This window comes from Vibrio rarus (assembly GCF_024347075.1).
Lineage (GTDB): Bacteria > Pseudomonadota > Gammaproteobacteria > Enterobacterales > Vibrionaceae > Vibrio > Vibrio rarus.
This window is the reverse complement of the sequence record NZ_AP024900.1, coordinates 311655-327921: the sequence shown is the minus strand read 5'-3', so window position 1 is coordinate 327921 and position 16267 is coordinate 311655. Positions and strand designations below refer to the sequence as shown.

Below are 16267 nucleotides of genomic sequence, written 5' to 3'. Positions count from 1 at the left end.
ATAATGTGCCCCCTACAAGGCCCCTTAGCTCAGTGGTTAGAGCACTCGACTCATAATCGATTGGTCCGCAGTTCAAGTCTGCGAGGGGCCACCATATACAGCAAGGCGTAGCGAGTTAGTAACCGCTACGCCTTTTTTGTGCCTGTAGTTTTTAGTCAACTAGCGATTATACCTGCCTTTTTTCTACCATAGATTCGGCTACCCACAATAATTATGCTCCAAGAAAAAGTAACTTCCCCCTGTTTCACATACATCATACTTGTGTTCCATCATCGCTATGTGCTTGGGTGTTTAAAATAAATAACCCACATTAAATCTTGTTTCACTGACGTGTACGTTGCTTGGTCGCAAGATATCATAACGTGCGCCAATCAAAATCGAATGAGTGACAATTACATCTGTACCAATAGCCGCTTTCATTGTGGCATAAGGTTGCACATCCATGCCTGCTGCAGCGTATGGGTGGATGATAACCTTGTGTCCCAAATACATATCCACTCCTAGTTTTAACATAAGACCACCTTGAGTAAGGTGGTGTGAGGACTTGTCGCACTTATTCCAATAACAGTTCCCAGAACGATAATTTGATGATGAAATATCTCCTATCAATGATGCAGTAGAGTTAAACCTTCTTTCTAATGATAAATTGTAGCCACGATCAATATGCACGGCATCATCCACATGATGGACCGCTATATCAATAGAACCTGCGCTAATAATATAGGCACTCTTATCACTCCAATCATCCATTTGACTGGAGGTTGCAGACTTAGAGATTGTGCCACTTGATGCTATTTCATTATTGTCGCTTCGTTGCAAATTATCTGCGGCATTCGTTAGTGTAGAACAGCCCCAAAATGCCGCTGCTAAAGACGCCAATACATACTTTTTCATTGTTGAGATTTCCACTACTATTATTTTTATTACTAAAATTCATTAAAGACACAGAACAACTGAGTTCCAGTTTAGTCAATGATTAAGCATTTTCACGTTCCATACTTATCATTGTTCTTTGAAGTCGTCTAAGGATTTTCAGAGCACAACTTACGAGTAAGAGATCTGTATTTCAAGCATTAACTCACAAAGTTCCATTGTTATTTTATTAGTGTGTTTTTTCGTAGCAATAACAGACTTCCACTTTCAGCCGACTCAACAAGCAAGACTCCGTTAGCAATGCCTGCTAGAGGCTAGAAAAAATTACGGTAGAGCTAATCTCAGATTGTATTAGTCACAAAGCTGCCACTTATATAAAAGAATCCACCACCAAATTCAGTCCGCCATGCAGGTTACATTCCGTTACAAAGTCGCTTCCTGTAATCAAATATAGTGTCCCTACTGAAATTTGAACCAAGTGAAAAGGATTCTATTATGAAAAAAATCGGTTTAGCTATCTCCGCTATTGTGCTTTCCCACGCAGCACTGGCTGATACAGGCAATGCCTACATTAGAAACGGTAATGTGTATAGCCATGAAGGCCAAGGCTTCATTGGTGCAGGACTTGTGACGGGGGGTAAGTATTATAAAGGACAAAAACACCAAACGGCTCTTTACATCAATGGGGGGTACCATGGTGAAGACTTTAATGCAGATCTCAGTGGTATCAACTATCGCTTCTACGGTAATAACAGCGATCTGCTCAATATGGGAGTGTTTATTGCCATCAACCCTGGTCGTGACTCTGACAATGCTAAAATTCTTAAAGGCATGAAAGACCGTGACCCTAGCGCCGATTTAGGCTTAAGTGCTGACATTCATATCGGACAAGGTACTTTAGCGGGTAAATTCCAGCAAGACGTCACTGGCGCCTACAAAAGCTTTCAAACCGACTTAACTTACTTTCACCCTATGCATTTAGGCACGGTTGATTTCGTACCCTATGCTGGCGTTCATTACTACAGCCAAGACTTTGTTAATTACTATACTGGCGTGTCGTCATCTGAAGCTACTATTGGTCGTCCTGCTTATAAAGCCGATGGTGCCTTTGCCTATAAACTCGGTTACACCATGTTGATCCCAATCACTGAGCATTTGGATATTACCCAGGCAACCGGTTACTCATACTTAGATTCAAATATGTCTGATTCACCACTTATTGATAGTCAGAACCAATGGGCCACGACTATCGGCGTTAACTACGCTTTCTAACTTAGAACTATGGGGGAAGACAATGAGATTATTTAAGAAGTGTTCAATTATTACGGTACTGGCGTTAATGCTGACGGCTTGTGCGACGCCTTATCATACACAAAAGAGCTTCTGGACCTTTGGTAAAGGTTTTGAAACCACCCAAATAGCCCCTGATAGCTGGCAAATTAGCTTTATTGGTAATAATTACACAGACAGAGCACAACTGCGCAAATACGTCATGTATAAATCTGCAGAGCTTTGTCACCAAGCAGGGTTTGCTTATTTTACTTATACCACTGAACTCACTAATCGAGATTCAGCCGGCCAAATAGGCGTTGCCAGTATCGACAATGATATTGTACTAGGGTCGTCATCTAGCATAAAAGAAGGGTCGAGTGTTGTTGAAGTGACCGGTCTCACAGCCAAGCCTAAGCAGCCAAAAAATAGAATTTATGATACTGAATATATTCTTGCACACATAAAAGTGGACAACTGATCTCTCTGACTAACCACCATAGCCAGCGTCTTAATTAAGCGGATAATTAAGGCGCTTTTTTATTGTGTATTCTTACTATATGGAAAGCTTAGCCTCATACTTGCACCGCCCAGCTCCTGTGAATGATGAATAGATAACTCTGAACCCATCCACTCACCAATACGAGTGACGATAGCGAGCCCCATGCCATGGCCAGCATTATCACGACTCTGCTGACCTCGAACAAATGGCTTTATAACCTGCTCTGTTTCCTGCTCTGCTATCCCTCGACCATCGTCATCGACACTCAACTCAATAAAGCCATTGTTCACTTTTAGCTGTACACGTATTTTTGAGTGGCCAAAGCGCTCGGCATTACTCAATAAGTTACCCAGTTGCATGGACAGATATTTAGGATCGATTTGCACAGACAGAGGCTGAGGATAGGAGATAAAATCAAGATGATGGGAGTGAAAAGTGTAGCTAGCTAACTTGCTCTCTAGCCAACTATTGAGTTCTATTGGTTCAAGCGTTAATTGTAGGTTAGCTTGATCTAATCGGGCATAGCTTAGCAAGGTTGACACCAACTCTTCCATGGCATCTAAATCACGATTCAAGCGTGTGAAATATTTTTGCTTCAGAACATCACTGTCGGTTTCTTCAACCGCTTCAATACCAAAGCGTAACCGCGCAATGGGGGTTTTAAGATCATGGGATACCGCGCGACTCAACAGCTTATTATCATCGACAAGTTGTTGGATGCGGTCAGCCATTCGGTTAAATTCCGTTTCAATCTCAGCAATATAAGACGATTTTCGTATGTGAATTCTTTGCTGTAGTTCCCCAGATCCAAACGCTTTTGTAACCTTGCTCAGGTTAAGTAGTTGCTTTATTAATGGTGAGACCCACAGCAATAAAATAAGCACTACGCCACCATAAAACAGCGTGGTATACAGCTGATTAAAATCAAACCCGTTCTCAGTCAGCGGCAAAATTTGTGTTTTAATCTTTAATACTTGTCCTATATGTGGCAATCGATAATGCAGTGAAATGCCTTCATCCGACTCAAGAAGTAACTGCCCTTCTGATTCAAATTGAGCTTTTAATGATGGGGGTAACGGAAAATTATGCTCATCGAGTAATGAAAGTTGCTCCTCATTGTGTCGGTTCCAACTCTCTATCACCCCTAGGGCATTGACCTGCTCATTATCTAACGCGCGAGCAATGTTTTCTCCAGTTAACTGCAGGGCCTGAATATGCTCTGCGGTAGTCATCGCTGTGCTCGGAGACTCATGCTGTTTAGCAAACTGACTAATTGACCAACCTAAAGTCACAATAGAAGCCAGCACCACCAGCACCAGTGAAACCATCAGCTTTTGCATAATAAGGCCTTTAGCTGTGTGTTAGTCGTCACGACAAAAAAGATAGCCCTGCCCTCGAATCGTTTTGATCTTATAAGGTTGCTCTGGAGCTTCCTGCAGTTTTTTTCTAAGCCGAGAGATACGAATATCAATAGAGCGATCAAAGCCATCATATTCGATGCCACGTAACTCATTAATTAAATCCGTTCGTGCCACCACGGTTCCGGCATGACTGGCCAGTAACCAAAAAGCATCAAATTCATTGGCGTTGAGCGATAAAACGTGTTGTTCAATCGTCACCGATTTAGCCGTGGCATTGAGAACCAAACAGCCAAATTGCAGCACTTGTTTAGGTTGTTCATCAGAAGAACGACGTAGCAAGGCTTTAATATGAGCCAGCATCACTTTAGGACGAATGGGCTTGGTCAGATAGTCATCGGCCCCCACCTCCAAACCACGTATTTCATCACCATCTTCTACACAAGCGGTCATAAATAAGATAGGCCCCAAATAGAACTCTCGAGCTTCCTTACAAACATCAAAACCATTTTTTACTGGCAACATGACATCCAATAACACCAAATCTGGCGACTCTTCTGCGATCATCTCAAGAGCAAAATCTCCTTGAGTTGCCACCGTGACACTATAGTCATGATCGACAAGGTAATCCCCTATCCACTCTGCCAAAGAAGTGTCATCTTCTACAACTAATATGTGCTTTTGCTCCATCAAAATAATCTCCACCCTGACTGAGACTGTTTTGGTGCCTTATATACCCAAGTAACCACCACTTTCACTTCCGCGAGTAACTGTGCGGTTTGTTTGTTAATTAACATATACTTAGTGGTTTTATTGCTTTCAAAGGGGTAATCATAATGCTGTATAAAATCCCCCTCCCAGCAAATGACTCTTTGCTTATTGTCTGACTGTAAAATGCAATAGTCGCCGTTAGCGGGGGTATACCATTGAAATTCAACACTCTGATAGCAGTTTTGTCCTTTATGCAGAGCAACACACTGATCTGGTGTAGCGGTAAAAGCGATGCGATGCTGTTGAGTCGTAAGGGGGTTTGTTAATTCCTGAGCATCGGTCTCCTGCGCCTGCACTAAGGTGGTATCTATCATCAATAACAGTAAGCAACACAATATTTTATTCATGTGGCCTCCTAGAATACATAGCTAATCGATACGTTAAATAACGAGCTATAATCTGCTCGGCTAAAAGGACTGTCGGCAATTTCATCGGAAAAAGATACGATACGGTAGGTAGAACGAAACACGACATCTTGACTGATAGGATAGGCCGCACCGACCTCTAGCCCATAACTGAAGGCACTGCTAGGCTTGTATTGGTAAAACTGATCCGTGGCTTCTTCACTTGTTACCCCATAAATATTTCGGGTCAACTTGCTTGAAGAGTATATGACACTTCCTAGGGCATATAAATTCCAGTTTCGTACCAGCCAAGATTTACCCAGCCGTGCGGTACTTTGCAGACCTAAGTTTTCTTTATAATCGCTGACTGCCCGAAATTGAAAGACATAATTATCATCCCAGTAACGTGTTGCTCTAAGGCCCGCACCAATATAATAAGAGTCATCTGACATTAAATGGGCATTTCGCTGTGCTTGGTTAAGCTTACTTAGGTCAACATTATCCGAACGATACCATGTCGAGCTAATGTTCGCGGCCAAAAAATCCAACGACCAATGCTCAGAGTTCCAAAAGTTGTAGCCTAAATTAATGCCATCTTGAGACAAGTGAACCATCTCGACAAATAAGCCTTTGTACTGATAAACACCACTAATTAACAATAATGGCTCAATATCTTTGTGGTCCGTTTGCCGCACGTCAAATTGATTTGTACCTAAGACATTACCACCAATTTCAAAGTACCCACCATTATCGTGGCGACTGCCCTGAGTCACTGAATTAGAAATATCCGTCGCTGATACGAAAAATGAAGCCACACAGCCCATGAACAACATCAGTGCTTTCGATAAATATGTAATATGCTGGCGCAAAAATACTACTCCACCCTTGATGACAAGAAACTGTTTCACAGCGTCATTCCGTCGTTAACCCTTGATACCTAGGTTCATTATGGATCGCACTCTACAATGAGTCCATGCTTGCCTAAATGATTCGTTCAACCTCGATTACTACTGAGTGTTTCAATAAGGCTATCACCATATTAGTTCATAATAGAGAATAAAAAGGCTAGATATATCAACTATATCTAGCCTTAAGTGACGATCACGCTACTGACAGTTACGCTATGCGATAACTCATTTTATTTAGCAAAATTTTGCGTGATGAAATCGATGCCCGTCACCCCTTTTTTGCTCAGCTTTATAAATGAAAGCCCTGTAGACATCGCATGCTGCGTCATTTCATTTTGGCAATGCCCTGCATGTCCTGTAAAACTATTTGCTCCAGCATTATTAAAGTGTGCGCTGGTTGTTTTAGGGTCTTTTACATCGGTATAACCAAATACCGCCTTCAATGCGCCACTAAAAGGCACCCCATTATATGGGGTAACTGTAAACGCATTTTGGGCTTGGTTATTCGTTTCAAAATGCCCTTGCTGATTAAATTTTTGTTGTAATACCGTGTTATCCATCGCCAACTTATACGAGGCATCACTCCATGCTAATGGATAAGTGGCCGGCTGCATTCCTGCCGGAAAGTCAGAAGCATGCCCTTCGCAATAACGATGAGATGAACGAGCGCAATTCACCGCTATCATCGTTTGAACCTTCTGGCTCTCTAGATCCAAGCCTTTAGGGATATTAATAATACGACACCATTTCGCACTAGCATGACCGATTCCTGGCGCATGACCAAAAACGGTCCCCGCTAAGATCTTGCGCTTATCAAGCAAGTTAAAATCTTGCATGCTAGAAGGTACCTCTTTATACACAACTCGGCCATTTTCCAATTGCAAAAAATGCGCCCCCGCACTGCTCGCTCCAAGTTTCCATTGCTCCAGCCAAGCTTTACCAAATTGTTGGGCAACACTCTGCTCTATACTTGCCAGTAATAGTTGATTGGCTGGGATTTTTTTCGATGTTGATAAATCCGTAATATGCCCAGAATCAATAATAAAATCTCGGTTAATGTGGGCATGTTTAAATTGGTAGGCGATAACTTTTTTGTTAGCAACATTGCACCCTTTAACGTATTGATATTCGGTGAATATCCCGTCAAGCGTCATACCCTGACGATCAACGGAAACCACTATCGATGAGGAGTTATAGCAATGCCATTGCGCGGCGTTGAGTGTTTTAGCCCCCGTTTCCGATAAAGTAAGTGGGTGGTTACCATCAAACACCAAGGTCTTTTTTATACCCGCACTAGGCACATGAGAAAAAGCACCAGACTTTAGAACCTGCGCAATTCCCGAACCTAGCCCGGCGCGTAAATTTTGCGGGGTTATCTGCTGTTGAGTGGCGAAAAAATAAAAGCTATCTAATGCATTATATAAGTGAGTGTTTTCATTAAATGCAAACCCACTTTTCTCACCCTGTGACACTGTAGAGGCACTTGCGTATCCACTACCTACGCTCAGCATAAAGGTGAATAATAGGGCAAATATTAATTTAAAAACGTTCATATTTCTCTCATCAACAATAGCGTCAACCTAGCATAGCCTCCTCTAAAACTCCCCATGTCGGATTGCTACCTACATGATAAAAAAGAGACTTAGGCCCACATAATGAGACAAATTATAATTAAAAATAAAATCCCCTATCTCGTTGAAGCAATGTTCTCACATTTAATACACGCAAATTATTAGGAACTTGGCCTAAAAGTAGTATTAAAACCCAGTTAATATAAATAAAGATGCATATTATTTTATGGGGATTTCCTCCTATCCCTTACCAACAAACCTCCATCCAAAAGCTCACTAAGACATTGAAATTAATGACTTTATAAAACAATTCGCACTAATGTACATGACAAGAAAATGATGAAAAAACCACCAGTGTGATTTTGGTTCTAAAGGGCGGGGGGTACAATAACTAATAGATATAATGTACTCTTAAAATGAGACTAAACCATATAAAAGGACCTAATATGAAATGGAAACTCGCCTCACTAGCTGTCATAGCTAGTGTTTCAACACATGTGCACGCTGATGAATGTGGCACAGTGACAATCGCAGATATGAATTGGAATTCAGCCAGTGTTATTGCCAATGTTGACCGCTTTATATTAGAACACGGTTATGGCTGTGAAGCCGAACTCACGCCAGGCGACACTATGCCTACCGCCACCTCTATGGTTGAAAAAGGCCAACCAGATATTGCTCCAGAACTTTGGACCAACTCAGTGAAAGATGCCATAGAAAAAGGGGTTCAAGAAGGACGCCTTGCTTATGCCGGTAAAGCACTGCTCGATGGTGGTGAAGAAGGGTTCTGGGTACCTAAGTACTTAGTCGACAAATACCCTGAGCTTGCCACTATTGAGGGTGTAAAAAAACACGCTCACTTATTCAAACACCCAGAAGACCCAGATGTATCCGGATTTTATGGTTGCCCTGCCGGTTGGGGTTGCCAAATTTCGGGTGGCAACTTATTTAAAGCTCTGCAACTCGAAAAAGCAGGGTTTGAGTTAATCGACTCAGGTTCAAGTGCTGGTCTGTCAGGTTCCATAGCCAAAGCTTATGAGCGAAAAGAAGGTTGGTTTGGTTACTACTGGGCACCAACCGCAGTACTAGGCAAATATGAAATGGTAAAAGTCGACTTTGGTAGCGGTGTCAACGAACAAGAGTTTGTTGACTGTATTACCCAAGAAAACTGTGATAATCCCACTGTTTCTATGTTCCCGCCCTCGCCAGTAAACACCGTCGTCGTGTCTACATTTGCTAACAGCAATCCACAGGCCATGGAATACCTTGCTAAACGTGGTTTTAAAAATGCCGACATGAACAAACTACTTGCATGGATGGAACAAGAACAAGCCAGTTCAGAAGACACTATGTATCACTTCTTTGAAACTTCACCTGAAATCTGGAAACAGTGGGTTTCTCCTGAAGTGGCTAAAAAGATCATAGCCAACCTTTAAACCTACGCACACTATTTATAAAGGGTAACTCATTCAGTTACCCTTTCGACTATATAAAGGAAAATATATGTTCGATAGCAGTTGGTTGTCCAGTTTTCCCGAAATCGATCGCTCGACTATGCGCACTATCCGTAAAACATTAGACGGCGCTTACAAAGATTTCTCCAGAGAATACGGCGACTTCATCGAATCCCTTTTTGACCCCCTCCTAACCTTCTTGGTGTGGTTTGAAAAGCTGTTGCTTGCCACCCCTTGGTTTATTGTGCTGGCGGTGATTACCGCTCTTATTTATGTGGCCAGTCGCTCAGTAAAGCTCACCGTAGGTGGCGTGATTGCCCTATTATTCATTGGTTATCTTGGTATGTGGGAAGACACCATGCGTACCTTGAGTATCATCACCGTCTGTACCGCACTGTCTATTGTTATTGGTATCCCCATCGGCATTGCCATGGCCCGTTCCAACCGCATACAAAACATTGTGACCCCCATTCTTGACATCATGCAGACCATGCCAGCCTTCGTGTATCTCATACCTGTTGTGATGCTACTCGGTATCGGCAAAATACCGGGGCTCATCGCGGTGGTCATTTACGCTATTCCACCGGTGATTCGTTTAACCAACCTAGGGATTCGCTTGGTTGATAAAGAAGTGATGGAGGCGGCGGTGGCCTTTGGTGCCAGTCGTAAACAACGCCTATTTGGAGTGCAGTTGCCCTTAGCGATGCCGACCATAATGGCGGGGATAAACCAAACCGTAATGATGGCTTTATCTATGGTAGTCATCGCCTCAATGATCGGGGTTAAAGGTTTAGGTCAACCTGTACTTAGATCCATTACTAATCAATACTTTACCTTAGGTTTGCTCAATGGATTAGCCATTGTCGTCCTGGCTATTCTCATTGACCGCTCAACACAAGCGTACGCCAAACGCACCCAAGCCCACCTAGGAGATTTAAGACATGACTAAACCACTCATAAAAATCTCTGGCCTTTACAAGATTTTTGGACCTAAACCTGAGTCCGTTTTACCTATGGTGAAAGCTGGTTTAAGCAAGGATGAAGTGCTCGCTAAAACTGGGCATACCGTTGGCCTCAAAGACATTAATTTGCAAATCAATAATGGTGAGATTTTTGTCATTATGGGGTTATCTGGTTCTGGAAAATCAACATTAATTCGTCACTTCAACCGTCTGATCGATCCTAGTGAAGGACAAATAGAGGTTGAAGGTACCGATATCATGCAGTTTGAACCCAAAGAGCTGGAATCATTTCGTCGACTTAAAATGTCGATGGTGTTTCAGCGCTTCGGGCTGCTTCCTCACCGTAAGGTGATTGACAATGTAGCTTATGGTTTAGAGATCCAAGGCATTGATAAAACACAACGCCTATTAAAAGCCACAGAATGGGTAGACACTGTGGGTCTTAAAGGTTACGAAGATCAATACCCTTCGCAGCTTTCAGGTGGTCAACAGCAACGGGTTGGCTTAGCTCGCGCTTTGTGTACCGACGCGGAAATTTTGCTAATGGATGAGGCTTTTTCAGCCCTTGACCCACTCATTAGAAGCGAGATGCAAGATCAATTAATTGAACTGCAAGAGAAACTGCATAAAACCATCATTTTTATTACTCATGATCTAGATGAAGCACTGCGCATTGGTGACAAGATAGCGATTTTAAAAGATGGTGAACTCGTGCAACAAGGGACACCCGATGAGATTTTGCTCAACCCTGCCACCGATTATGTTGAAGCCTTTGTTAAAGACGTCAATCGCGCCCGCGCTCTTACCGTTGAGACAGTTATGCAAAAGCCTGCGCTGCGTATCACCACCAGCACCATTGAAGGGGCTTTAAAACAAATGAGAAACTCCAAGCATGACTATGGCTACCATGTTACGGACGAGGGTTATCAAGGCTTAATTACAGAGGAGAGCTTGCAAGAGGCAGCTGCCGATGAAGCTATGGATAATATCGAACCTTGCTTATACGAAGATGTACCAACAATCTCATGTGAATCTGCCATTGAGGAAGTGCTTACTGAAGCCATTTCTTCTGATTATTCCCTGCCTGTAATCAATGAAGAGGGGGAGCTCGAAGGAACCTTAGAACGAGAAAAAGTGGCGGATATTTTCTCAGGAAAAGAGGAAGATAAAGAAAAGGCTAACGCTCACTAATTGACCTTATCACCCTAGTGAACGTTAACCCTTAGTGTAATGAAAGCCTGATACCATAACCCTGCGAGCGCAAATGGGCATCAGGCTTTTTCAGCTTTCTCTAACTCGGCAAATTTATGATAAAGAAAATCTAGAAACAGCCTAATTCTCTTAGGTTGATGCCTTTTATCCAAGTAATAGACCTTTAGATCGGTACTATTCTCTGTGGTCGCAGAATTGAAGTTTTTTACATAATCATCAAGAACAGTCACTAATCTGCCATGCTGAATATCTTCTTTAATATCCAGTAGAGACTTCATTGCAATCCCCTGTCCTCGCAGTGCGAGTTCTTTAATGATTTCACCATCATCAGACAAATATTTCGCCTTCACCACCACCGACTCAAGCTTTGAACCTTTTCTGAAATACCACGTTTTTAATGCTTCATGATCACTGGACATCACTAATGCGTCGTGTTCTAGCAAATCGTTCGGGGTTTGAGGTATACCATGTTCTTTTAAATATTCAGGAGAGGCACACAGCGTTCTTTCGCTCTTACCTAAACGCCTAGAAATGACGTTACTGTCATTCAGCTCACCGTAGCGAATAACAATATCCACTCCTCTATCAGCAATATTATGCACATGGTCATCAAAATATAAGTGGGGCGTCACCTCTGGATACTCGGCGATAAATTCTGACAATATCGGCAAAATAATCAATTTACTGATGTCTTTAGGGGCTACGATCTTAATGGGACCTTGAGTAGCTCTTACGCCCTGTTTTATTAAATGCTCCGTCTCATTCACGCTATCAAGAATCTCTAAACAAGAGCGATAGTAGATTTCACCAATATCGGTTAATGAGATATGTCGGGTTGTTCGATTGAGCAGTTTTACCCCATAGCGATCTTCTAAAGCTCGCAAGCGTGTGGTCACTGAAGCCGCCGACATACCGAGCTCTCGCCCCGCTCCAGCCATACTTTTCAGCTTAACAATTGTGGCAAACATAGCCATATCTGAAAGTTTATTCATATTCGCCCCATCATTTATCCAGAATGAATAATGTATTCAATTTCTCAGTAATTATCAAAACATTGATCTATGTCACTATGAAATCACTTAATTGAACAGCAGGAGCTGACTATGACACAACAAAAAATGCCAATGCAGGTATGGATACTAACACTCGCTGCGTTTGCCATAGGTACTGCAGAATTTGTTATTGCGGGGATTCTGCCCCAAATAGCGACCTCACTGTCCATTACTGAAGGACAGGCCGGTTACTTAATTAGTGCTTACGCCTTAGCCATTGTAATCGGTGGTCCAATCTTAACCATCTACTTGGCTCGATTTAATAAAAAGAATGTGCTTATTGGTCTTATGGCACTCTTCATTTTAGGTAATGTGCTTTCAGCACTCGCCCCAACCTATACTTTACTATTAGTGAGCCGTGTCATTTCAGGCCTAGTACAAGGGCCTTTCTATGGCATTGGAGCTGTGGTTGCCACGAACTTAGTCTCTGAAAAAATGGCCGGACGTGCCGTAGGCCAAATGTTTGCAGGATTGACCTTGGCCAACGTTCTCGGTGTGCCGGCGGGTACATGGGTTAGCTTAACGTTTGGCTGGAGCACCACGTTCTTCACCGTCGCCGCTTTTGGGGCTGTCGCAATGATATTCATCATGCTCTCTATCCGCTCAACTGGGCACAGTGAAGCGAAAAGCATCAAAACACAGCTACAAGCATTTAAAAACCCTATGCTATTGATTAGCTTGGCTATTACCGCTTTCGCCTGGTCTGGATTCATGACTCTATATGGTTATATTGCCCCTATCGCAATGCACGTAACAGGTTTTGAACAAGACGCAGTTACTTGGATTTTAGTCCTAGTTGGTGTGGGCTTAATCATTGGTAATACTTTAGGTGGTCGCTCTTCAGATAAAAGCTTAGCAAAAGCGTCACTATTTTGGGCTACCGCTATGATTGCTTCACTACTTTTAGTGGGCGTATTTACCGGCAGTAAAGTTCTGTTTATTGGTGCCTTATTTATCTTCGGTATCGCATCATTTGCCAACGTACCTGCCATGCAACTACGTGTAATGAACCACGGTGGTGAAGGGCAAGAATTAGCGGCAACCGCCAATATTTCAGCCTTCAACTTAGCCAATGCATTCGGTGGATTCTTAGGGGGTATGGTACTTGACGGACAATTAGGTGCTAGCATGATTCCATACGCGGCGGCCATTGTCCCTCTAATTGGATTGGTGTTGATTGTTAAAGCAAACAGAGCCGAAAAACACAGCACAGTACAAGTTGAAGATTTAAGCACGGCCGTTACCGCTAACTAATTCGACAATTAAAAAGCAGTAGCCGATGGAAGCCTCTTCCATCGGCTTTTTTACCTCTAATCACATCAATACCTATCCGCTCTATCTCTCATTCTTGATAAAACAATCACAACACGCTGCTGTGCAAATTCCCTATCATCACACAGTGATAATCAGCATAAAAACGATACAAATAATAGACTTAGTAAGACTCCATTTACTGTGTGACTTATTGCATTTCATCACTGCTTTACTATTTATTATGCCAATTATTGTGACGGTCAGAGGTTTACAACCCACAAAGTTACGGGTAACATGTTATCAGTAACTTAAATTAGCCTCTGTTTTTCGGTGAAATCACACAATGAGGTCACACGTGAACACGATATAAAAGGAAGAATTATGGCAGGTGGCAGTATTATTGTTATGGGTGTGAGTGCTTGTGGAAAAAGCACTATCGGCGCTCAATTAGCACAACGTTTAGGATATAAGTTTATTGATGGTGATGACTTACATCCTCGTAGCAACATCCAAAAAATGGCATCCGGAACACCACTGAATGACGATGATCGTATTCCTTGGTTAGAACGAATTAGTGATGCAGCGTATAGCCTAGAAAGCAAAAATGAACATAGCATCATCGTTTGTTCAGCCTTAAAAAAGAAGTATCGTGACCAAATTAGATCTGGCAATAACAACGTTGTTTTTCTGTTTTTAGACGGCGACTTAGAGTTGATCACTACGCGTATGCAGCAACGTCAAAACCATTTCATGAAAATGAATATGATCACCAGTCAATTTGACGCACTAGAAAGGCCCGATTCCGAACCAAACACCTTAGTTATTAGCATTGATGACACCATCGACAACATTGTTGAACGCGCTGTAATAGCTATAAATGAGTATAAGAAGGGCATAAAATGATTCATCCAACAGTTCAAGTCGTCACAGAACGCTTAATTGAACGTAGTCTCGAAAGTCGCTCAGCGTTTATTGCAAGAACCAAACAACAAGCACAGCAAGGTAAAGTACGAGTATCTTTATCTTGTGGCAACCTAGCCCACGCTGTTGCAGCATCTTGCTCATCAGAAAAAGAACATATATTAGATTTTACGCACTCTAACGTTGCGCTTATTTCAGCGTACAATGATATGTTAAGTGCGCATAAGCCTTACCAAACTTACCCACAACAAATTAAGCAAATCCTGAGTAAATTGGGGCACACTGCACAAGTTGCAGGTTGCGTTCCTGCTATGTGTGATGGGGTGACGCAGGGTCAGGCAGGCATGGATATGTCTCTGTTTTCTCGTGACTTAATCGCACAATCCACTGCCCTTTCACTTAGTCATAATATGTTCGATGCCACTTTATTGCTGGGTATTTGTGACAAAATTGCCCCAGGGCAACTTATGGGCGCACTTGCTTTCGCCCATTTGCCTACCGCTTTTGTGCCTGCAGGCCTTATGCCTACTGGGATCAGTAATGAAAAAAAAGTCAGTGTTCGCCAGAAATATGCGGCAGGTGAAGTAGATAAAAGTGCACTATTGGATATGGAGTGCCAAGCGTACCATTCACCAGGCACCTGCACATTTTATGGTACAGCCAACACCAACCAACTTGTTTTTGAAGCTATGGGACTGATGCTTCCTGGCTCTGCTTTTATTCACCCACAATCAGAACTTCGTGATGCACTCACTGAGTATGCTGCGCAAAAAATTGCATCAATGACCACAGGATCGAGTCAATTCCGTTCTCTTTCTGAAGTTGTTACTGAAAAAAGCATCATCAATGGGATTGTGGCTCTGCTTGCATCAGGTGGCAGTACTAACCATACCATTCATATGGTGGCCGTTGCTCGTGCAGCTGGTATTCAATTAACTTGGCAAGATATTAGTGACCTATCTAATACTGTGCCATTGCTGGCTAAAGTGTATCCAAACGGCCCTGCCGATATGAATGCATTCCAAGAAGCGGGCGGTGTACCAGCACTATTGCACAGACTCAACCAAGCTGAACTGCTTCATCAAGATGTTACTCCTGCTTTTGGTAGCTTTGCCGATCAAATGACATTACCGCATCTAGAATCAGGGAAACTGGTTTGGCGTGAGTGCAAGGGCAGCGAAGATGCAGAGGTCATTTCAGCCTCTGGCGCTGTATTCCAAACAACAGGGGGCACTCGAATGCTCCATGGTAATTTAGGTCGTGCTGTCGTTAAGATCTCCGCAATAAAAGAAGATCAAAGAGTCATCGAAGCTCCAGCCGTGGTATTCCAATCTCAACATGACGTTGAAGCGGCTTATCATCGCGGTGAGCTTAATAAGGACTGTGTCGTGGTTGTGACTCACAATGGTCCTGCTGCAAACGGAATGCCAGAGCTCCATAAGTTAATGCCAATTCTTGGTAACATTCAAAAAGAAGGCTTTAAAGTGGCGTTAGTGACTGATGGTCGTTTATCTGGCGCATCAGGTAAAATTCCATCGGCTATTCATATATCACCGGAGGCGATTCGTGGGGGGGCTATTGGTTTAGTCAGAACAGGCGATCTAATTCGATTGGACTGCCAAACATCAGAATTAAACAATCTTTCAGACACTAGCGGTCGTTCTGCATTTGATTTTAACGCTGAATTAGAACAACAAACTTGGGGTCGAAACTTGTTTAAAACCATTCGTCAAACAGTAAGCAGCGCAGAAGAAGGCGCCAGTTTTATTCTCTAAGTTGCAACGTTTGTGGTAACGGAACAATAAATAAAAAAGGT

Annotated in this window: 15 protein-coding genes and 1 tRNA gene; 9 read left to right on the top strand and 7 right to left on the bottom strand. The window is 42.7% G+C overall.

From position 1 onward, the window contains the following. Window positions 1–18 precede the first annotated feature (18 nt). Window positions 19–94, top strand: a tRNA-Ile gene (locus tag OCU56_RS01575). A gap of 197 nt (window positions 95–291) precedes the next feature. On the opposite strand, the gene OCU56_RS01570 is transcribed toward OCU56_RS01575, so the two are convergent. Further along, a complete protein-coding gene (locus OCU56_RS01570) occupies window positions 292–894 on the bottom strand; it encodes a hypothetical protein (RefSeq protein ID WP_261873848.1) in 603 nt (200 codons plus the stop codon). A 474-nt stretch (window positions 895–1368) separates the two neighbouring features. On the opposite strand from OCU56_RS01570, the gene OCU56_RS01565 reads away from it, so the two are divergent. Then, on the top strand, window positions 1369–2145 hold the full coding sequence (locus OCU56_RS01565; RefSeq protein ID WP_261873847.1) for a MipA/OmpV family protein: 777 nt from the start codon (window positions 1369–1371) through the stop codon (window positions 2143–2145). 22 nt (window positions 2146–2167) lie between these two features. Then, window positions 2168–2623: a CC0125/CC1285 family lipoprotein gene (locus tag OCU56_RS01560; RefSeq protein WP_261873846.1), complete on the top strand. Its 456-nt coding sequence runs from the start codon at window positions 2168–2170 to the stop codon at window positions 2621–2623. A gap of 59 nt (window positions 2624–2682) precedes the next feature. Here the strand turns inward: OCU56_RS01560 and OCU56_RS01555 are convergent, their stop codons facing one another. From OCU56_RS01555 to OCU56_RS01535, 5 genes are all read right to left on the bottom strand, one after another. Next, window positions 2683–3984, bottom strand: a complete 1302-nt coding sequence (locus tag OCU56_RS01555; RefSeq protein WP_261873845.1) for an ATP-binding protein — start codon at window positions 3982–3984, stop codon at window positions 2683–2685. Window positions 3985–4005: 21 nt separating this feature from the next. Continuing rightward, window positions 4006–4692 (bottom strand): response regulator, encoded by a 687-nt coding sequence (locus OCU56_RS01550; RefSeq protein WP_261873844.1) that lies wholly within the window; start codon window positions 4690–4692, stop codon window positions 4006–4008. Further along, window positions 4692–5120, bottom strand: coding sequence for a DUF3019 domain-containing protein (locus tag OCU56_RS01545; RefSeq protein ID WP_261873843.1), 429 nt, complete (start codon window positions 5118–5120; stop codon window positions 4692–4694). The genes OCU56_RS01550 and OCU56_RS01545 overlap by 1 nt, the downstream gene beginning before the upstream one ends. An 8-nt stretch (window positions 5121–5128) precedes the next feature. Continuing rightward, window positions 5129–6025, bottom strand: a complete 897-nt coding sequence (locus tag OCU56_RS01540) for a MipA/OmpV family protein (RefSeq protein ID WP_261873842.1) — start codon at window positions 6023–6025, stop codon at window positions 5129–5131. Between the two features lie 230 nt (window positions 6026–6255). Beyond that, window positions 6256–7578: a hypothetical protein gene (locus OCU56_RS01535; protein WP_261873841.1), complete on the bottom strand. Its 1323-nt coding sequence runs from the start codon at window positions 7576–7578 to the stop codon at window positions 6256–6258. Window positions 7579–8042: 464 nt separating this feature from the next. Between OCU56_RS01535 and OCU56_RS01530 the strand changes: the two genes are divergently transcribed. The 3 genes from OCU56_RS01530 to OCU56_RS01520 all read left to right on the top strand — a co-directional run bounded on the left by OCU56_RS01530 (window position 8043) and on the right by OCU56_RS01520 (window position 11203). After that, entirely contained in the window at window positions 8043–9032 is a 990-nt protein-coding gene (locus tag OCU56_RS01530; protein ID WP_261873840.1) for an ABC transporter substrate-binding protein, read from the top strand. 67 nt (window positions 9033–9099) lie between these two features. Continuing rightward, complete coding sequence (locus tag OCU56_RS01525) at window positions 9100–9999, top strand: ABC transporter permease (RefSeq protein WP_261873839.1); 900 nt, start codon at window positions 9100–9102, stop codon at window positions 9997–9999. Then, entirely contained in the window at window positions 9992–11203 is a 1212-nt protein-coding gene (locus OCU56_RS01520) for a quaternary amine ABC transporter ATP-binding protein (protein WP_261873838.1), read from the top strand. The genes OCU56_RS01525 and OCU56_RS01520 overlap by 8 nt, the downstream gene beginning before the upstream one ends. Window positions 11204–11283: 80 nt before the next feature. Here the strand turns inward: OCU56_RS01520 and OCU56_RS01515 are convergent, their stop codons facing one another. Beyond that, on the bottom strand, window positions 11284–12216 hold the full coding sequence (locus OCU56_RS01515) for a LysR family transcriptional regulator (protein ID WP_261873837.1): 933 nt from the start codon (window positions 12214–12216) through the stop codon (window positions 11284–11286). A 111-nt stretch (window positions 12217–12327) separates the two neighbouring features. On the opposite strand from OCU56_RS01515, the gene OCU56_RS01510 reads away from it, so the two are divergent. The 3 genes from OCU56_RS01510 to edd all read left to right on the top strand — a co-directional run bounded on the left by OCU56_RS01510 (window position 12328) and on the right by edd (window position 16226). After that, window positions 12328–13530 carry an MFS transporter gene (locus OCU56_RS01510; protein WP_261873836.1) on the top strand — a complete coding sequence of 401 codons (1203 nt, stop codon included), beginning with the start codon at window positions 12328–12330 and terminating at the stop codon, window positions 13528–13530. Between the two features lie 381 nt (window positions 13531–13911). Continuing rightward, a complete protein-coding gene (locus tag OCU56_RS01505) occupies window positions 13912–14433 on the top strand; it encodes a gluconokinase (protein ID WP_261873835.1) in 522 nt (173 codons plus the stop codon). Continuing rightward, window positions 14430–16226, top strand: a complete 1797-nt coding sequence (gene edd / locus OCU56_RS01500; RefSeq protein WP_261873834.1) for a phosphogluconate dehydratase — start codon at window positions 14430–14432, stop codon at window positions 16224–16226. The genes OCU56_RS01505 and edd overlap by 4 nt, the downstream gene beginning before the upstream one ends. Window positions 16227–16267: the final 41 nt, after the last annotated feature.

Excerpts from the sequence above, each read along its gene's own strand:
- OCU56_RS01525 (WP_261873839.1), top strand. The coding sequence starts at position 9,100 with ATGTTCGATAGCAGTTGGTTGTCCAGTTTTCCCGAAATCGATCGCTCG.
- OCU56_RS01510 (WP_261873836.1), top strand. The coding sequence starts at position 12,328 with ATGACACAACAAAAAATGCCAATGCAGGTATGGATACTAACACTCGCT.
- OCU56_RS01565 (WP_261873847.1), top strand. The coding sequence starts at position 1,369 with ATGAAAAAAATCGGTTTAGCTATCTCCGCTATTGTGCTTTCCCACGCA.
- OCU56_RS01545 (WP_261873843.1), bottom strand. The coding sequence starts at position 5,120 with ATGAATAAAATATTGTGTTGCTTACTGTTATTGATGATAGATACCACC.
- OCU56_RS01530 (WP_261873840.1), top strand. The coding sequence starts at position 8,043 with ATGAAATGGAAACTCGCCTCACTAGCTGTCATAGCTAGTGTTTCAACA.
- OCU56_RS01520 (WP_261873838.1), top strand. The coding sequence starts at position 9,992 with ATGACTAAACCACTCATAAAAATCTCTGGCCTTTACAAGATTTTTGGA.
- OCU56_RS01515 (WP_261873837.1), bottom strand. The coding sequence starts at position 12,216 with ATGAATAAACTTTCAGATATGGCTATGTTTGCCACAATTGTTAAGCTG.
- edd (WP_261873834.1), top strand. The coding sequence starts at position 14,430 with ATGATTCATCCAACAGTTCAAGTCGTCACAGAACGCTTAATTGAACGT.
- OCU56_RS01560 (WP_261873846.1), top strand. The coding sequence starts at position 2,168 with ATGAGATTATTTAAGAAGTGTTCAATTATTACGGTACTGGCGTTAATG.
- OCU56_RS01550 (WP_261873844.1), bottom strand. The coding sequence starts at position 4,692 with ATGGAGCAAAAGCACATATTAGTTGTAGAAGATGACACTTCTTTGGCA.
- OCU56_RS01555 (WP_261873845.1), bottom strand. The coding sequence starts at position 3,984 with ATGCAAAAGCTGATGGTTTCACTGGTGCTGGTGGTGCTGGCTTCTATT.
- OCU56_RS01535 (WP_261873841.1), bottom strand. The coding sequence starts at position 7,578 with ATGAACGTTTTTAAATTAATATTTGCCCTATTATTCACCTTTATGCTG.
- OCU56_RS01570 (WP_261873848.1), bottom strand. The coding sequence starts at position 894 with ATGAAAAAGTATGTATTGGCGTCTTTAGCAGCGGCATTTTGGGGCTGT.
- OCU56_RS01505 (WP_261873835.1), top strand. The coding sequence starts at position 13,912 with ATGGCAGGTGGCAGTATTATTGTTATGGGTGTGAGTGCTTGTGGAAAA.